Raw genomic sequence first — 19,233 nt, forward strand, 5'->3', positions numbered from 1 at the left:
ATGACGCCAACGGTGAGGAGCGATCCCGCAATGAGCCAGGGCGCGCCGACGGACGGTACCGCGAATGAGGAAAAGCTGCGGGCGTATCTGCGGCGGGCGACGGCGGAGTTGCAGCAGACGCGGCAGCGTCTGGTCGATGTGGAGGCGGTGGCGCGCGAGCCGATCGCGGTGGTCGGGATGGCGTGCCGGTTGCCCGGTGGGGTGCGGTCGCCGGAGGAGTTGTGGCGGCTGCTGGCCGACGGCCGGGACGCGATCTCCGGGTTCCCCACCGACCGGGGCTGGGACGTCGAGGCGTTGTACGACCCGGACCCGGACGCGGCCGGGCACACGTACGTCCGCGAGGGCGGCTTCGTCGACGCGGCGGGCGAGTTCGATCCGGAGCTGTTCGGCATCAGCCCGCGCGAGGCGATGACCATGGACCCCCAGCAGCGGCTGCTGCTGGAGACGGCGTGGGAGGCGTTCGAACGGGCCGGTCTCGATCCGACGGCGGTACGCGGCAGCAGCACCGGTGTCTTCGCCGGCATCATGGTGGCGGACTACGGGTTCCGCCTGCTCCCGGACATCCCCGCGGGCTTCGAGGGCCTGGTCGGCAGCGGCAGCGCGCCGAGCATCGCCTCCGGGCGGGTGGCGTACACGTTCGGCCTCGAAGGTCCGGCGATCACCGTGGACACCGCCTGCTCCTCCTCCCTGGTCTCCGTGCACCTGGCCGCGCAGTCACTGCGCAAGGGCGAGTGCGAGATGGCGCTCGCCGGTGGCGCGACGGTGATGGCCACGCCCGGCTCGTTCGTGGAGTTCAGCCGGCAGCGGGCGCTGTCGCCCACCGGCCGGTGCCGGGCATTCGCCGAGGCCGCCGACGGCACCGTCTGGGGCGAAGGCGTCGGACTGCTCCTGCTCACCCGACTGTCCTACGCCCACGAACATCACCTACCCATCCACGCCCTCATCGCCGGATCCGCCATCAACCAGGACGGCGCCAGCAGCCAACTCACCGCCCCCAACGGCCCCGCCCAACAACGCGTCATCCACCACGCCCTCACCAACGCCGGCCTCACCCCCACCGACATCGACGCCGTCGAAGCCCACGGCACCGGCACCACCCTCGGCGACCCCATCGAAGCCCAAGCACTCCTGGCCACCTACGGCCGCCACCGCCCCAACGACCAACCCCTGTGGCTCGGCTCCATCAAATCCAACCTCGGACACACCCAAGCCGCCGCCGGCGTCGCCGCCATCATCAAAATGATCCAAGCCCTACACCACGGCCAGCTCCCCAAAACCCTGCACGTCGACACCCCCAGCAGCCACGTCAACTGGGACACCGCACGCGTCGCGCTACTCACCGACGCCCGCCCCTGGCCCGCACACCCCGACCGGCCCCGCCGCGCCGCCATCTCCTCCTTCGGCCTCTCCGGCACCAACGCCCACCTCATCCTCGAAGCACCCCCCACCGACACCGGGAGGCCCGTCGTCGGGACCGAGGTTGCGGCCAGGAGCGCAGCCGCAGCCACGAACGGGACCAGGGCCGGAACCGTGGCCGAGGTCGTGGCCACGAGCGCAGCCGCAGCCACGAACGGCACCACGGCCGGAACCGCGAGCGGAACGGGAGCCGAGCAGGAGGTCGCTCCGGCCGGCGTCGACGCGGACGCCGTGCCCGTGCCGCTGCTGCTCTCGGGCAAGACCCGGGCCGCGCTGCGGGCTCAGGCCGCCCGCCTCGCCGCCCACCTCAGGACCCACCCCGACACACCGCTGAGCGACCTGGCCGGGGCGCTCGCCCACCAGCGCGCCCATCTCGACCACCGCGCCGTCGTCGTCACGACGAACCACACGCACGCCATGGACGCGCTGCGTCAGCTCGCCGACGACCAGCCGCACCCCGAGGTCGTCACCGGCCACGCCACCGACCCCGGCCGCATCGCCCTCATCTTCGCCGGCCAAGGCTCCCAACACCCCGCCATGGCCCGCGAACTGCTCACCCACCCCGTCTTCGCCGCCCACATCCACGCCTGCGACACCGCCCTCACCACCCACGGCCTCGACTGGTCGATCGCGGAGACGCTGACCAGCGGCACACCGCTGGACCGCGACGACACCACCCAGATCACCCTCTTCGCCGTCATGACCGGCCTCGCCGCCCTCTGGCACCACCACGGCATCACCCCCGACGCCGTCCTCGGCCACTCCCAAGGAGAAATCGCCGCCGCCTACCACGCCGGCGCACTGACCCTCGAAGACGCGATCACCATCACCGCCGCCCGCGCCGGCCAGATCACCACGCTGCACGGCACCGGCACCATGGCCTCCATCCCCCTACCCGCCGACCAGGTCACCCCCCTGCTCACCGGGCACGACGACCTGCACATCGCCGCCCACAACAGCCCCACCACCACCGTCATCGCCGGCAACACCACCCAAGTGCAGGCACTCGTCGACACCCTGCAGAACCAGAACGTCCGAGCCCGCCTCATCGCCGTCAACTACGCCTCCCACACCCCCCACATCGAACCCCTGCGCGACACCCTCCTCACCGAACTCGACACCATCGCACCCCGGCCCTCGCAGACCGCCTTCTACTCCACCGTCACCGGCGGCCCACTCGACACCACCGAACTCACCGCCGACTACTGGTACGACAACCTCCGCCAACCAGTCCAACTCCACACCGCCACCAAGGCCCTGCTCACCGACGGACACCTCACCTACATCGAAGCCACCCCCCACCCGATCCTCACCCCCACCCTCCAACAAACCTTCGACACCTGGGACAGCACCGACGAACCGCGGGCCTACGCCACCCTCAAACGCGACCACAACAGCCACCGCCAATTCCTGCACGCCCTCGCCACCGCCCACACCCACGGCCTCACCGTCAACTGGCACCTCCCGACGCCGCGGACCCACCTCCCGCTACCGACCTACCCCTTCCAGCACCAGCGCTACTGGCTCGACCCGGTGCCGGTGGCGTCGACGCCGGCCCACCACGGCCAGTCCGCCGCGGGGCACCCGCTGCTCGCCGCGACGATCACCACCGAGGACGGCACGCGGGTCTTCACCGGGCGGATCACCGTGGACGACCAGCCGTGGACGAACGACCACACGGTGGGTGACCAGCGGATCCTGCCCGCCGCGGCCCTGGTCGACGTGGCCCTGCACTGCGGGACCGAGGCCGGTAGGCCACACCTGCGGGACCTGGCCGTCCACGCGCCGCTGACCCTGCCCGAGGCCGACCCGCTGCACCTGCGGGTGGAGGTCGGCCGGCCGGCCGAGGACGGCAGCGCCATCACGATCAGCACCCGGCCTGAGGGGCACCCGGACGAGCCGTGGACCCGGCACGCCACCGGCCTGCTCACCGCCGCGCCGGGCCCGGCGCCCGTCCCGGTCCTCCCGGGGCCGTCGCCCTCGGCGGAGCCGGTCGACGTGGCCGCGTTCTACGCCGGCCTGGACGATCTCGGCCTGCGCTACGGCCCCGCGTTCCGCAACGTGGTCCGGGCGTGGCGGGACGGAGAGAGCGTCCACGCCGACGTCGCGCTGGACCCGGACGCCGATCCCGCCGGCTACGGCATCCACCCGGCCCTGCTGGACGCGGCGATCCACGTGGGCGCCGCGCTGCGTACCAGCGACAGGGTGGAGGTGCCGTTCGCGTTCACCGGGGTCACGGTGCACGCCACCGGGTCGACCGCGCTGCGGGTCACGCTCACCCGCACCGGGCCGGGCGCGGTCGGCCTACGGGCCACGACGCCGCAGGGCGCGCCGGTCCTGGACGTCGAGCGACTCGACACCCGGCCGCTGGACGCCACCGCGCTGCGGGCCGCCCCGCTGCACCGGGTGGTCTGGGAGCCCGTCGCGGCCGCACCAGGCACCGACGGGTACGAGGTGGTCGACGAGGACGGGCTCGCCGACCTGCTGCGTACCTCGATGAACGCCCCCGACGTGGTGGTGTATCCGCCGGCGACCGGCGGCGACCCGGTGGCCGGCACGCACGACGCGGTGGCGCGCATGCTGGCCGTCCTGCAGGGCTGGTTGGGCGAGCCCGACCTGGAGGGCTGCCGCCTGGTGGTGCTCACCCGCAACGCCGTCGCCGTCCGCGACGGTGAGGACGCGACCGACCTGGCGGCCGCCGCGTTGTGGGGGCTGCTGCGGGCCGCCCAGACCGAGCACGCCGACCGGTTCGTCCTGGTGGACAGCGACGGGACGGCGGCGAGCGAGGCCGCCCTCGCGGCGGCAGTCGGTTCCGGCGAACCGCAGGTCGCGCTCCGCGACGGCCGGCTGCTCGCCCCGCGCCTGGCGCCGGTCGCGCCGGCGCCGGGCCGCGTGACCGCCCCGCTCTCCCCGGACGGCACGGTCCTCATCACCGGTGGTACGGGCACCCTGGGCGGTCTGCTCGCCACCCACCTGGCGGCCACCGGGCGGGCCCGGCGCCTGCTGCTGGTTGGCCGGCGGGGCGCCGACACCCCGGGCGCGACCGAGCTGGTGGCCCGGCTGCGGGAGCTGGGCGCCGAAGCGACGGTGGTGGCGTGCGACACCGCCGACGAGGAGTCGGTGACCGCGCTGGTCGACGGGGTACCCGAGGCGCATCCGCTCACGGCCGTGTTCCACACCGCCGGCGTCCTCGACGACGCTGTGCTCACGGGGCTCACCGCCGAGCAGGTGCACGCCGTGCTGCGGCCCAAGGTCGACGCGGCCTGGCACCTGCACCGCGCCACCGAGCACCTTGAGCTGGCGGCGTTCGTGCTCTACTCGTCGATCGCCGGCACCCTCGGCGCCGCCGGGCAGGCCAACTACGCGGCGGCGAACACCTTCCTCGACGCGCTCGCGGAGCACCGGGCCGCGCACGGCCGGCCCGCGCTCAGCCTGGCCTGGGGCTTCTGGGCACAGGCCAGCGGCATGACCGGTCACCTCGACGACGCCGACCACGAGCGGCTCGCCCGGGGCGGGCTGCTCCCGCTGCCCACCGACGAGGCGCTGGCGATGCTGGACGCCGCGCTCGACGGGGGCGCCCCGACCGTCGTACCGACGCGATGGCACCGACCGGCACTCCGCGCGCGGGCCGAGACGGGCAACCTGCCCCCGCTGCTGCGCGGTCTGGTCCCGGCGGCGGCCCGGCCCGCGGCGGGCCCCGACGGCCCGGCCGGGATCGCGCACCGGCTCGCCGGCCTGACCGGCGACGAGCGGGACGCGCAGCTGCTGGACCTCGTCCGGGCCCAGGTCGCCGTCGTGCTCGGGCACTCGGATGCCGCGGCCGTGCCGGCGCAGCAGCCGTTCAAGGAGCTGGGTCTGGAGTCGGTCACCGCCGTCGAGCTGCGTAACCGGCTCACCGCCCTGACCGGGTGGAAGCTGCCCACCACGCTCGTGTTCGACCATCCCACGCCGCTGGCGCTGGCCCGGCACCTCGGCACGCTGCTGTCGCCGGCGCCGGCACCCGCGCCGAGCGCCACCGCCGCCGCGCCGGCGGTCGCCGACGAGCCGATCGCCATCGTCGGCATGGCCTGCCGCTTCCCCGGTGGAGTGGACTCTCCGGAACGGTTGTGGCAGCTGGTACGCGGCGGGGTCGACGCGATGGCCGGCTTCCCGACCGATCGCGGCTGGGACCTCACGACCCTGCACGATCCCGACCCGGACCGGCCCGGCACCACGTACGCCCGGGAGGGTGGCTTCCTCCGCGACGCCGGCCTGTTCGACGCGGAGTTCTTCGGGATCAGCCCGCGGGAGGCCCTGGCGACGGACCCGCAGCAGCGGCTGCTGCTGGAGACGGCGTGGGAGGTCCTGGAACGGGCGGGGATCGAGCCCACCAGCCTGCGCGGCACGGCCACCGGCGTGTTCGCGGGCGTGGTCTCCCAGGAGTACGCGCCGGCCGCGCTGGCGCCGCCCGCGGAGGTCGCCGGCTACCTGCTCACCGGCAACACCACCAGCGTCGCCTCCGGCCGGCTCGCCTACGCGCTCGGTCTCGAAGGGCCCGCGCTGACCGTCGACACCGCCTGCTCGTCGTCGCTGGTCGCCACCCACCTCGCCATGCAGGCCCTGCGCAACGGCGAATGCACCCTGGCGCTCGCGGGGGGCGCCACGGTGATGGCCACGCCGAAGATCTTCGTGGAGTTCGCCCGGCAGCGGGGCCTGGCCGCCGACGGGCGGTGCAAGTCGTTCGCCGAGTCGGCGGACGGCACCGGCTGGGGTGAGGGGGTGGGCCTCGTCCTGCTGGAGCGGCTGTCGGACGCCCGCCGCAACGGCCACCAGATCCTCGCCGTCATCCGCGGGTCGGCGGTCAACCAGGACGGCGCCAGCAACGGGTTGACCGCCCCCAACGGGCCCGCCCAGCAGCGGGTCATCCACCAGGCCCTGGCCAACGCCCGCCTCACCCCCACCGACGTCGACGCCGTCGAAGCCCACGGCACCGGCACCACCCTCGGTGATCCCATCGAAGCCCAGGCGCTGCTGGCCACGTACGGGCAGGACCGCGACGAGCCGTTGTGGCTCGGGTCGGTCAAGTCGAACATCGGGCACACCCAGGCCGCGGCCGGCGTGGCCGGGATCATCAAGATGGTCCAGGCGCTACGACACGGCGAGCTGCCGAAGACGTTGCACGTCGACGCGCCCACGTCGCATGTGGACTGGTCGACCGGCGCGGTCGCACTGCTCACCGAGAACACCACCTGGCCCGACCGCGACCGGCCCCGCCGCGCCGCCGTGTCGTCGTTCGGCATCAGCGGCACCAACGCCCACCTGATCATCGAGGAGGCGCCGCCGACCGAAGCCCCGGCGCCGGTCCGGACGCCCGCACCCATGCCGTGGCTGCTGTCGGCGCGGACGCCGGCGGCCCTGCGGGACCAAGCCGCCCGGCTGGCCGCGCACCTCGACGAGCACCCCGAGCTGGAACCGGCCACCGTCGCGCACGCCCTCGCCACCACCCGGGCCACGTTCACCCACCGGGCCGCCGTCATCCCACCGCCGGCCAGCCCGGACGGCGAGCCGCACACCACCGCCGACCTGATCACCGCGCTGCACGCCCTGGCCGCCCGGGAGCCACACCCCGGCCTGGTACACGGATCCGCGCGCGACGGCAAGGTGGCGTTCCTCTTCACCGGCCAGGGCGCCCAGCACCCCGGCATGACCGCCGACCTCTACGCCCGCTTCCCGGTCTACGCCGCCGCTCTGGACGAGGTCTGCGCCGCGGTGGACCCGCACCTGGACCACCCGCTGCGGGAGGTCATGTGCGGCGAGCACACCGACCTGCTCGGGCAGACGCTCTACACCCAGCCGGCCCTGTTCGCCGCCGAGACCGCCATGGTCCGGCTGCTCGACAGCTTCGGGGTGCGACCGGACTTCCTCATCGGTCACTCCATCGGCGAACTCACCGCCGCGCACGTCGCCGGCGTCCTCGACCTTGACGACGCCGCCCAGCTCATCGCCACCCGGGCCCGGCTCATGCACGCCATGCCGCCTGGGGCCATGCTCGCCGTCACCGCACCCCTGGACCGCATCCAACCCCTCCTGGACGCAAATCCGGACGTCAGCCTGGCCGGGCACAACAGCCCCACCTCGCTGGTGCTGGCCGGCGACACCGACGACATCGAGTCGATCGCCAGTCACCTGGCGGCGGACGGGATGCGAGCCCGGAAGCTGCACGTCGCGCACGCCTTCCACTCCGCACACACCGACCCGATCCTCGACGACTTCCGCACCGCCGCAGCGCAGATCACCTACCACCCGGCTTCGCTGCCCATCGTGTCCAACCTGACCGGACAGATCGCCACCGACGAGCAACTGTCCGACCCCGACTACTGGACCCGCCACATCCGCGAAACCGTCAACTACACCGAAGGCACCCGAACCCTGCACGACCTGGGCGTCACCCACTACATCGAAGTCGGCCCCGACGCCACCCTCACCACCCTCACCCAGGAAACCCTCACCGACATCACCGCCCTCCCCACCCAGCAGCGCGGACACGACGGCACCACAACGCTGCTCACCACCCTCGCCACCGCCCACACCAGCGGCGTCGGCGTGGACTGGTCACCGCTGCTCCCCGCCGGCCCGGTCCCGCCGGTCCCACTGCCCACCTACCCGTTCCAGCACCAGCGGTACTGGCTGTACCACGGGACCACCCTGACCGAGCCGGCGGACCTGGGACTGAGCAGCGCCGGGCACCCACTCCTCGGCGCCGCCATCGAACTCCCCGACGACCAGGGGCACCTCTACACCACCCAGCTGACCCTCGACGCCCATCCCTGGCTGCGCGACCACGCCATCGCCGGCAGCGTTCTGCTCCCCGGCAGCGCGTTCGTCGACCTCGCCCTGCACACCGGGCACCTCGCCGGGCACCCGTACCTGGACGACCTCACCATCGAGGCGCCGCTGGTCCTCGACGCCCACACGCCGCACGTCCCGCTCCAGATCCACGTCGGCACCCCCGACCGGGACAACCGGCGGGCCGTCACCTTCCGGACCCGGTACGCCACCGACCCGACCTGGCGGGTGGTCGCCACCGGCACCCTGACCGCCCGGGGCGGGCCGGCCGGCGCGCGCGAGCCGGCGCCGTGGCCGCCCGCCGGCGCGGTCGCCGTGGACGTGACCGGCCTGTACGCCGCGCTGGCCGGCACGGGCGTCGACTACGGGCCCGCCTTCCAGGGCCTGCGGGCCGCGTGGCGCTCCGCCGACACCATTTACGCCGAGGTGCGGCTTCCCGAGGAGGTCATCACCAGCGGGTACGGGATCCACCCCGCCCTCCTCGACGCCGCCCTGCACCCGCTCGCCCTCACCACGGAAGACGGCGGGTTACGCCTCCCGTTCGCCTGGTCGGGCGTCGCCCTGCACGCCACCGACGCCACCACCCTGCGGGTGCACTTCCGCCGGATCAGCGAAGACGCGGTGACCGTGCGCGCCACCGACCCGGCCGGCACGCCCGTCGTCGACGTCGAATCGCTGACCCTCCGGCCGCTGCCCGAGACCGCCCGCCGCGACGCGGCCGGTCTGTTCACGGTGGCGTGGACGGCCGTCGACGTGGCCCGCTCGGCCGGAACCACGGCGTACCCGATCCTCGACCCGGCGGGACTCGACCGGTTGCTCGACGCGGACGCCGCGCCCGACGAGGTCGTCGTCCTGGCCGTCGCCGGCGGGGCCGGACCGGACGGCGTCGCGGCGCTGGCCAACGAGACCCTCGCGCTGCTGCGGCGCTGGCTGGCCGACGACCGGTGCGGCGCCGGCCGCCTGGTGGTCCTGACCACCGGCGCGGTCGCCGCGACCCCGCACGACGAGGTCGCCGATCTGGCCGGGGCGGCCGTGCGAGGGCTGGTCCGCTCGGCGCAGGTCGAACACCCGGGACGTTTCGTCCTCGTCGACTGGGACGCCGACCCGGCCAGCCGGGCCGCCCTGCCGGACGCCATCGCCACCGGCGAGCCGGAGTTGGCCCTGCGCGAGGGCAGGGCGCTCCGGCCGCGGCTCACCCGAACGCTGCCGGGCACCGGCGCCGACGCCGGCCTGGACCCGGAGGGCACGGTCCTCATCACCGGCGGTACGGGCGGACTGGGTGCGCTGCTGGCCCAGCATCTCGCGGCGACCGGCCGGGCCCGGCGGCTGCTGCTGGCGAGCCGGCGTGGCGGCGACGGCGCCGGTGACCTGCTCGACCGGCTGGCCGAGGCGGGCGCCGAGGTGACCGTCGCGGCGTGCGACGTCACCGACCCGGAGGCGGTGGCCGCCCTGGTCGCCGGCATCCCGACCGGGCACCCGCTCACGGCCGTCTTCCACACCGCCGGGGTGGTCGACGACGCGGCGCTGCACACCCTCACCGGCGCGCAGCTGGACCGGGTGCTGGCCCCGAAGGTGGCCGGGGCGTGGCACCTGCACCGGGCGACGGCGGAGCTGCCCCTCGCCGCGTTCGTCACGTACTCCTCGGTGGCCGGCACGCTCGGCAGCGCCGGGCAGGGCAACTACGCCGCGGCGAACGCCTTCCTGGACGCCCTGGCGCAGCACCGCGCGGCCCGCGGCCTGCCGGGCACCTCCCTCGCCTGGGGCCTGTGGGAGCGGGAGACCGGCATCACCCGGCACCTCGACGCGCGGGACCGGTCCCGGGCCGCCCGCCACGGTGTACGGCCGCTGACCGACGCGGCGGGCCTCGCCCTGCTCGACGCCGCGCTGGCGGACGGGCGGCCGCTGCTCGTGGCGGCCGACCTGGACGCGCGGACCCTGCCCGCGCTCCGGCCGTCCCGGGTTCGGCCCAGCACGGCGACCACCGCCGACGCCACCGGCCTGGCCGGTGTGTTGGCCGGGCTGGACCGCGCCGGGCAGGCACGGATGCTGTCCCGGCTGGTCCGCACCGAGGTCGCCGCGGTGCTCGGCCACGCCGACGCCGACGACGTCGAGCCCGACCGGGCGTTCAAGGACCTCGGGTTCGACTCGCTCACCGCCGTGGACCTGCGCAACCGGCTCACCGCGGCCACCGGCCTGCGCCTGCCCGCCACCCTGATCTTCGACCACCCCACCGCGGACGCCCTCGCCACCCACCTGCTCGCCGGACTGGCCCCCGCGGGCCGGCCGGCCAGCGACCCGGCCACCGCCACCACCGCGCCGGTCGACGAACCTGTCGCCATCGTCGGCATGGCCTGCCGCTATCCCGGCGGGGTCGCCTCCCCCGAGCAGCTGTGGCAGCTCGTCGCCGGCGGGGTCGACGCCATCAGCGAGTTCCCCACCAACCGCGGCTGGCACCTCGACCGCCTGCACCACCCCGACCCCGACCACCCCGGCACCACCTACACCCGCCACGGCGGCTTCCTGCACGACGCCGACGCCTTCGACGCCGACTTCTTCGGCCTCAGCCCGCGCGACGCCGCCGCGACCGACCCGCAGCACCGGCTGCTGCTGGAGACCGCCTGGGAGACCATCGAGAGCGCCGGCATCAACCCGCACGCCCTGCGGCACAGCGACACCGGCGTGTTCACCGGCATCATGTACGGCGACTACGGCGCCCGCCTGCAACACACGCCCGCCGACTACGAGGGTCACCTCAGCAACGGCAACGCCGGCAGCATCGCCTCCGGGCGGCTCGCGTACACACTGGGGTTGCAGGGGCCGGCGCTCACCGTCGACACCGCCTGCTCGTCGAGCCTGGTCACCGCCCACCTCGCCATCCAGGCCCTGCGCAACGGCGACTGCACGCTCGCCCTGGCCGGCGGGGCGACCGTGATGGCCACCCCCGGCACGTTCATCGAGTTCGCCCGCCAGCGCGGGCTGGCCGCCGACGGGCGGTGCAAGTCCTTCGCGGACTCCGCCGACGGCACGGGCTGGAGCGAAGGGGTGGGCCTCATCCTGCTGGAGCGGCTGTCGGACGCCCAGCGCAACGGCCACCCGATCCTCGCGGTCATCCGCGGGTCGGCGGTCAACCAGGACGGCGCCAGCAACGGGTTGACCGCCCCCAACGGGCCCGCCCAGCAGCGGGTCATTCGCCAGGCCCTGGCCAACGCCCGCCTCACCCCCACCGACATCGACGCCGTCGAGGCACACGGCACGGGTACGACCCTCGGCGATCCGATAGAAGCGCAGTCGCTGCTGGCCACCTATGGGCAGGACCGGACCGAACCGCTCTGGCTCGGGTCGATCAAGTCCAACATCGGGCACACCCAGGCCGCCGCCGGCGTCGCCGGGATCATCAAGATGGTCCAGGCGCTACGACACGGCGAGCTGCCGAAGACGTTGCACGTCGACGCGCCGTCGACGCATGTGGACTGGTCGGCCGGCGCGGTCGCCCTGCTCACCGAGAACACCCCCTGGCCCGACCACGACCGGCCCCGCCGCGCCGCCGTCTCCTCCTTCGGCATCAGCGGCACCAACGCCCACGTCATCATCGAAGAGGCCCCCACCCCCGATCCGACCGGCGGCGACCCCGAGGCAGGCCGACCGACCGCGGCCGGCTCGGCAGCAACCGGCTTGGCAGCGGCCGAGGCAGCGGCCCCGGACGCGACGGCGAAGGCCGGCCGGTCGGCTGCGGGCGGTGACGCGCCGGGCCTCGTCCCACCGTGGCTGTTGTCGGCGAAGGCGCCGGCCGCGCTGCGCGCCCAGGCCGCCCGGCTGGCCGCGCACCTCGACGAACACCCCGAGCTGGAACCGGCCACCATCGCGCACGCCCTCGCCACCACCCGGGCCACGTTCACCCACCGGGCGGCGATCGTCCCCCCGCCCGGCACACCCGACAACGAGCCGCACACCGCCGCCGACCTCATCGCCGCCCTGCACGCCCTCGCCACCGGCGGCTCGCACCCGAACCTGCTGAGCGGCACCACCGCCCGCGGCGGGAAGGTGGCGTTCCTCTTCACCGGCCAGGGCGCCCAACACCCCGGCATGACCGCCGACCTGTACGCCCGCTTCCCGGTCTACGCCGCCGCCCTCGACGAGGTCTGCGCCGCGGTGGACCCGCACCTGGAACATTCACTGCGCGAGGTCATGGCGGGCGAGCACACTGACCTGCTCGGGCAGACGCTCTACACCCAGCCGGCCCTGTTCGCCGCCGAAACCGCCATGGTCCGGCTCCTCGACAGCTTCGGAGTCCGACCGGACCACCTCATCGGGCACTCCATCGGCGAACTCACCGCCGCGCACGTCGCCGGCGTCCTGGATCTTGACGACGCCGCAAGCCTCGTCACCACCCGCGCCCGACTCATGCACGCCATGCCCGCCGGCGCGATGCTCGCCGTCACCGCACCCCTGAACCACATCCAACCGATCCTCGACACCCACCCCGACGTGAGCCTGGCCGGACACAACAGCCCCACCTCACTCGTCCTCGCCGGCAACACCGACACCATCGACACCATCGCCGCGCAGCTCACCGCCGACGGCATCCGCGCCCGGAAGCTGCACGTCGCCCACGCCTTCCACTCCGCACACACCGACCCGATCCTCGACGACTTCCGGACCGCCGCAGCGCAGATCACCTACCACCCGGCGGCGCTGCCCATCGCGTCCAACCTGACCGGACACCTCGCCACCCACGAGCAACTCGCCGACCCCGACTACTGGACCCGCCACATCCGCGAGACGGTGTCCTACACAACCGGCACCGAAACCCTGCACAGCCTGGGCGTCACCCACTACATCGAAGTCGGACCCGACGCGACACTGAGCACCCTCACCCAGGAAACCCTCACCGACGCCACCACCATCGCCACCCAGCAGCGCGGACACGACGGCACCACGACACTGCTCACCGCCCTGGCCACCGCCCACACCAGCGGCATCGACGTCGACTGGACACCCCTGCTCCCCGCCGGCCCGGTCCCGCCGGTGCCGCTGCCCACCTACCCGTTCCAGCACCGGCGCTACTGGCTGCACGCCGACGCCACCGTCACCGACGCCACCGACCTCGGCCTCAGCAGCGCCGGGCATCCCCTCCTCGGTGCCGCCATCGAACTCCCCCACCAGCGGGGACACCTCTACACCGGCCGGATCTCCACCGCCACCCACCCCTGGCTCGCCGACCACACCATCGCCGGCACCACCCTGCTACCCGGCACCGCCTTCGTCGACCTCGCCCTGTACGCCGGCCACCACACCGGACACCCCCACCTGGACGACCTCACCATCGAGACCCCCCTCGCCCTCGACCCCGACACGAGCCGGCAGTTGCGGGTCGAGGTCGGGCCGGCCGGGGAGTCGGGACAGGCGTCCCTGGTGATCAGTTCCCGCGCCCAGGACGACCCGGACGGCGAGTGGGCCGTGCACGCGACCGGTGGACTGTCGTACGGGTCAGTGGTGGCGGCCGATCCGTTCCCGGCCTGGCCGCCCGCCGGCGCCACGCCCATCGACGTCGAGCTGATGTACACGGGGTTCGCCGATGCGGGCGTGGACTACGGGCGCGCGTTCCGGGGCGTACGGGCCGCCTGGCGGGACGGCGGGACGGTCTACGCCGAGGTCGAGGTGCCGGAGGACCTCGCCAGCGCCGGGTACGGCATCCACCCGGCCCTGCTCGACGCCGCCCTGCATCCCCTCGTCCTGCTCGATGACGCCGACCGGGGCGTACGGCTGCCGTTCGAATGGTCGGACGTCTCGCTGCCCGCCGGAGGGTCCCGTTCGCTGCGGGTCCGGCTCACCCGTACGGCACCGGAGAGCGTCGCCGTGGATGCCGTGGACCCAGCCGGTGCTCCTGCCGTGCGGATCGGGCGGCTGACGCTGCGTGCCGCGTCCACGGGCGACATCGACCCGCATGCCGCCGCCCTCTACCGGACCACATGGGTTCCGGTGCCGACGCCGGCTCCGGCAGCGGTGCCGCCGGCCGTCGACCTGCCGGGCCTCGACGACCTGCTCGACCGCCCGGAGCCGGTCCCGGCGGTGGTGGTCGTGCGCCCCACGACGCCGCGTCAGGAGGTCATCGCCGGGACGCATGACCTGGTGGACCGTACCCTGGCGGCCCTGCGCCGCTGGTTGTCCGACGACCGGGCCGCGGCGAGCCGCCTGGTCGTCGTGACCCGCGGCGCGCTCGCCGTGCGGCCGGGCGACGCCGTCACCGACCTGCCCGCGGCGGCGCTGTGGGGGCTCGTCCGCTCGGCGCAGTCGGAGAACCCGGAGCGGGTGACTCTCGTCGACAGCGACCTGGCCGGCGACGAACTGCTCGCGGCGGCCGCCGCCACCGGCCGGCCTCAACTGGCCGTCCGCGACGGCGCGCTGTTCGTTCCGCGGGTGGCCCGGATGAGCGCCACGGCCGCCGGGGACGGCGGTGCCGCCGCGTGGGATCCGGAGGGAACGGTCCTGATCACCGGTGGCACCGGCACGCTCGGCGCCCTGCTCGCCGAACACCTCACCACCACCGGCCGCGCCCGGCACCTGCTGCTCGCCAGCCGCCGCGGCCCCGGCGCCCCCGGAGCCCCCGAACTGGCCACCCGCCTGCAAGACCTCGGCGCCACCGTCACCATCACCGCCTGCGACACCACCGACCCCGACCAGGTGCAATCACTCCTCGCCGGCGTCCCCGCCGAACAACCCCTCACCGCCGTGTTCCACACCGCCGGCACCACCGACGACGCCACCCTCACCACCCTCACCCCGGAACAGATCCACACCGTCCTAAAGCCCAAAGTCGACGCCGCCTGGCACCTGCACCACGCCACCCTCGACCTCAACCTCGCCGCGTTCGTCCTCTACTCGTCGGCCGCAGGCACCCTCGGCAGCCCCGGACAAGCCAACTACGCCGCCGCCAACACCTACCTCGACGCCCTCGCCCACCACCGCCACACCGCAGGCCTACCCGCCACCAGCCTCGCCTGGGGACTCTGGGCCCACACCAGCGACATCACCGCCACCCTCGACACCACCGACCAGGCCCGGATGGCACAGGCGGGCATCCTTCCGCTGCCCACCGACGAGGCCCTGCGGCTGCTCGACACCGCCCTGCACACCGGCCACCCCACCCTCATCCCCGCCAAACTCACCCCCACGGCCCTGCGCCTGCTCAACCCCGCCCCGGAACGGCGGGCCGCCGCCGTCGCAGCCGGTGGCCTCGCCGGCCGGCTCGCCGGCCTCGACCAGACCGAGCGGGCCCGTCACCTCCTAGAGCTGGTCCGCACCGAGGTCGCGGCCGTGCTCGGCCACGCCGATGCGGACGCCGTCGACCCACGGCGGGCCTTCCGGGACCTGGGCTTCGACTCACTCACCGCCGTGAACCTGCGCAACCAGCTCGCCACCGCCACCGGCCTGCGGCTGCCCGCCACCCTGGTCTTCGACCACCCCACCGCCGAAGCCCTCGCCGACCACCTGCTGACCCTGTTCGCGCCGACCGCTTCCGGCCCCGTCGCGCCGGCCGCCGCCAGCGCACCCGATGACGAGCCGATCGCGATCGTCGGGATGGCCTGCCGCTACCCGGGCGGGGTGGGTTCACCCGAGGAGCTGTGGCAGCTGGTCGCGGGCGGTGTCGACGCGATCAGCGGCTTCCCGACCAACCGGGGCTGGGACCTGACCGGCCTGTACGACCCCGACCCCGAGCACCCCGGCACCACGTACGCGCGGCACGGCGGGTTCCTGCACCACGCCGACGAGTTCGACAACGACTTCTTCGGCATCAGCCCCCGCGAAGCCGCCGCCACCGACCCCCAACAGCGACTCCTCCTCGAAACCGCCTGGGAAGCCCTGGAACGGGCCGGCATCGACCCGAACCGGCTACGCGCCAGCGCGACCGGGGTGTTCACCGGCGTCATGTACAACGACTACGCCAGCCGCCTGCAGAACCAGGCTCCGGCCGGGTACGAGGGCTACCTCGGCAACGGCAGCGCGGGCAGCATCGCCTCCGGCCGCCTGGCGTACACCCTCGGGCTGCAGGGGCCGGCGGTCACCATCGACACGGCGTGCTCGTCGTCGCTGGTCGCCACCCACCTCGCCATCCAGGCGCTGCGCAACGGCGACTGCAGTCTCGCGCTGGCCGGCGGCGTGACCGTCATGGCCACGCCGACCACGTTCGTGGAGTTCAGCCGGCAGCGCGGGCTTGCTCCGGACGGGCGGTGCAAGCCGTTCGCCGAGTCGGCGGACGGCACCGGCTGGGGCGAGGGCGCCGGACTGATCCTGCTGGAACGCCTGTCGGACGCCCGCCGCAACGGCCACCGGGTACTCGCCGTCATCCGTGGCTCGGCGGTCAACCAGGACGGCGCCAGCAACGGACTGACCGCCCCCAACGGACCCTCCCAGCAGCGAGTGATCCAGCAGGCCCTGGCCAACGCCAACCTCACCCCCACCGACGTCGACGCCGTCGAAGCCCACGGCACCGGCACGGCCCTGGGCGACCCGATCGAAGCTCAGGCGTTGCTGGCCACCTACGGGCAGGACCGCGACGAGCCGCTCTGGCTCGGGTCGATCAAGTCGAACATCGGCCACACCCAGGCCGCCGCCGGCGTCGCCGGGATCATCAAGATGGTCCAGGCCATCCGCCACGGAACGCTGCCGAAGACCCTGCACGTCGACACGCCCTCGTCCCACGTGGACTGGGACACCGGGGACGTCGCGCTGCTCACCGAGAACACCGCGTGGCCCGACCATGACCGGCCCCGCCGCGCCGGCGTCTCCTCCTTCGGGATCAGCGGCACCAACGCCCACCTCATCATCGAACAGGCCCCGGTCACGGCGCCCACGATGGACGACGAAGCGACGGCCGTAGCGAACGGGGAAGCAGCGCCCGCGGGGTACGGGAAAGCGGCACCCGCGACGACCGGAGAAGCAACGCTCCCGCTGCCCTGGCTGCTCTCGGCGAAAACCCCAGCCGCGCTGCGGGACCAGGCCGCCAACCTCGCCGCCCACCTCGACCAGCACCCCGACCTCGACCCCGACGCGGTCGCCGCAGCCCTGCTCACCACCCGCACCGCCTTCACCGAACGCGCCGCCGTGCTCCCCACCGACGACCCCACCCAGGCACTGCGCGCCCTCGCCACCGACCGGCCGCACCCCGCCCTGCTCCAGCACACCGCCACCCACACCGGCCGGACCGTTTTCGTCTTCCCCGGCCAGGGCGGCCAATGGCTCGGCATGGGCCGCGAACTGGCCGAACAGAGCGACGTGTTCGCCGCCCACCTGGACGCCTGCGCCACCGCGCTACGGCCCTACGTCGACTGGGACCTGCGCGAGGTGCTGCACGACGACGACCCCGACTGGTTGACCCGCGTGGACGTGGTGCAACCCGTTTTGTTCGCCGTCATGACCGGCCTCGCCGCCGTGTGGCGACACCACGGCATCACCCCCGACGCCGTCATCGGCCACTCCCAAGGCGAAATCGCCGCCGCCTGCGCCGCCGGCGCCCTGCCCCTGGCGGACGCGGCCAAGGTCGTCGCATTACGCGCCCAGGCGCTGCGGGCCCTGATCGGCCAAGGTGACATGGCCTCTCTCGCCCTGCCCGCCGACCAGGTCACCGAACTCCTGCACACCATCACGACCGCCGGCGACGACCGCACGAAGAGCCGCCGCGCCGCGCGACGCGGAAAAGCCCACCTCACCACCGTCAACGAACCCACCGCCACCGCCGACGGATCCGCCGCCACCGTCAACGGACCCGCCGCCACCGCCGACGGATCCGCCGCCATCGGGGACGGACCCGACGCCACCGTCGACCGCCCCGCGGCCACCGCCGACCGCCCCGCGGCCACCGCCAACGAATCCGCCGCCACCGCCGACCGCCCCGCGGCCACCGCCGACGGACCCGACGCCACTCCCCCGGCATACATCGCCACCGTCAACGGCCCCAACGCCACGGTGATCGCGGGCGACCCCGACGCCGTCGCGGCGATCGTGGCCCACTGCAAGGAGCAGGACATCCCGGCCCGGATCCTGCCGGTCGGCTACGCCTCCCACACCCCGCACGTCGAAGCACTGCGCGACGAGATCCTCACCGCCCTCGACGGTGTCACCCCGACCGCAACCGACATCGCGTTCTACTCCACCTTCACCGGCGACCGCATCGACACCGACACCCTGACCGCCGACTACTGGTACGACAACCTCCGCCACCCCGTCCAGTTCCAGGCCGCCACCGAAGCCCTGCTGCGTGACGGCCACACCACCTTCATCGAGGTCAGCCCGCACCCGGTGCTCATCCAGCCAATCGAGGACACCGCCGATCAGCGCGACATCATCGCCCTGCCCACCCTGCGCCGCGACACCACCGGCCAACTCGTCACCGCCCTGGCCACCGCACACACCCACGGCCTCCCCGTCGACTGGCGGCTCCCGGCGACGACACCCCAGGTCGACCTACCCACCTACCCCTTCCAACGGCAGCGCTACTGGCTGCAGGCACCCGCCACCATCAGCCAGGCCAGCGACCTCGGCCAGGACCCGGCCGGCCACCCCCTCCTCGCCGCCGCCATCGAACTCCCCGACCACCAGGGACACCTCTTCACCGGCCGGCTCACCCTCGACCGGCAACCCTGGATCCGCGACCACACCGTCACCGACACCGTCCTCCTACCCGGCACCGCCTACGTCGACCTCGCCCTGCACGCCGGCCACCACACCGGACACCCCCACCTAACCGACCTCACCATCGAAACCCCGCTGATCCTCGACACCGACAGCGACCTGCACCTCCGCGTCGAAGTCGGACCCGAGCAGGTGGACGGGAGCCGTGCCGTCGCCGTGCGCTCCAGGGTGAGCGCCGCGCCGGGCTGGACCACCCACGCCACCGGCACCCTCACCCGCGAACCCGCCGACGTCGACGCCGCGCCCGCGTCGTGGCCGCCCGCCGATGCCACCCCGGTCGACACCGCCGGCCTGTACGACGGG

Annotated in this window: 1 protein-coding gene (only partly in view); it reads left to right on the top strand. The window is 74.1% G+C overall.

The window, feature by feature from the left end; genetic code table 11:
* On the top strand, positions 1–19,233 hold the 5' portion of the coding sequence (locus ACQP12_RS21430) for an SDR family NAD(P)-dependent oxidoreductase (protein ID WP_433281407.1). Its footprint extends 2,379 nt past the window's final position; 19,233 of the gene's 21,612 nt are visible here — the first part of the coding sequence; it begins with the start codon at positions 1–3; its stop codon lies beyond the right edge, outside the window.

Source organism: Micromonospora sp. CA-244673, from assembly GCF_050948395.1.
GTDB lineage: Bacteria > Actinomycetota > Actinomycetes > Mycobacteriales > Micromonosporaceae > Micromonospora.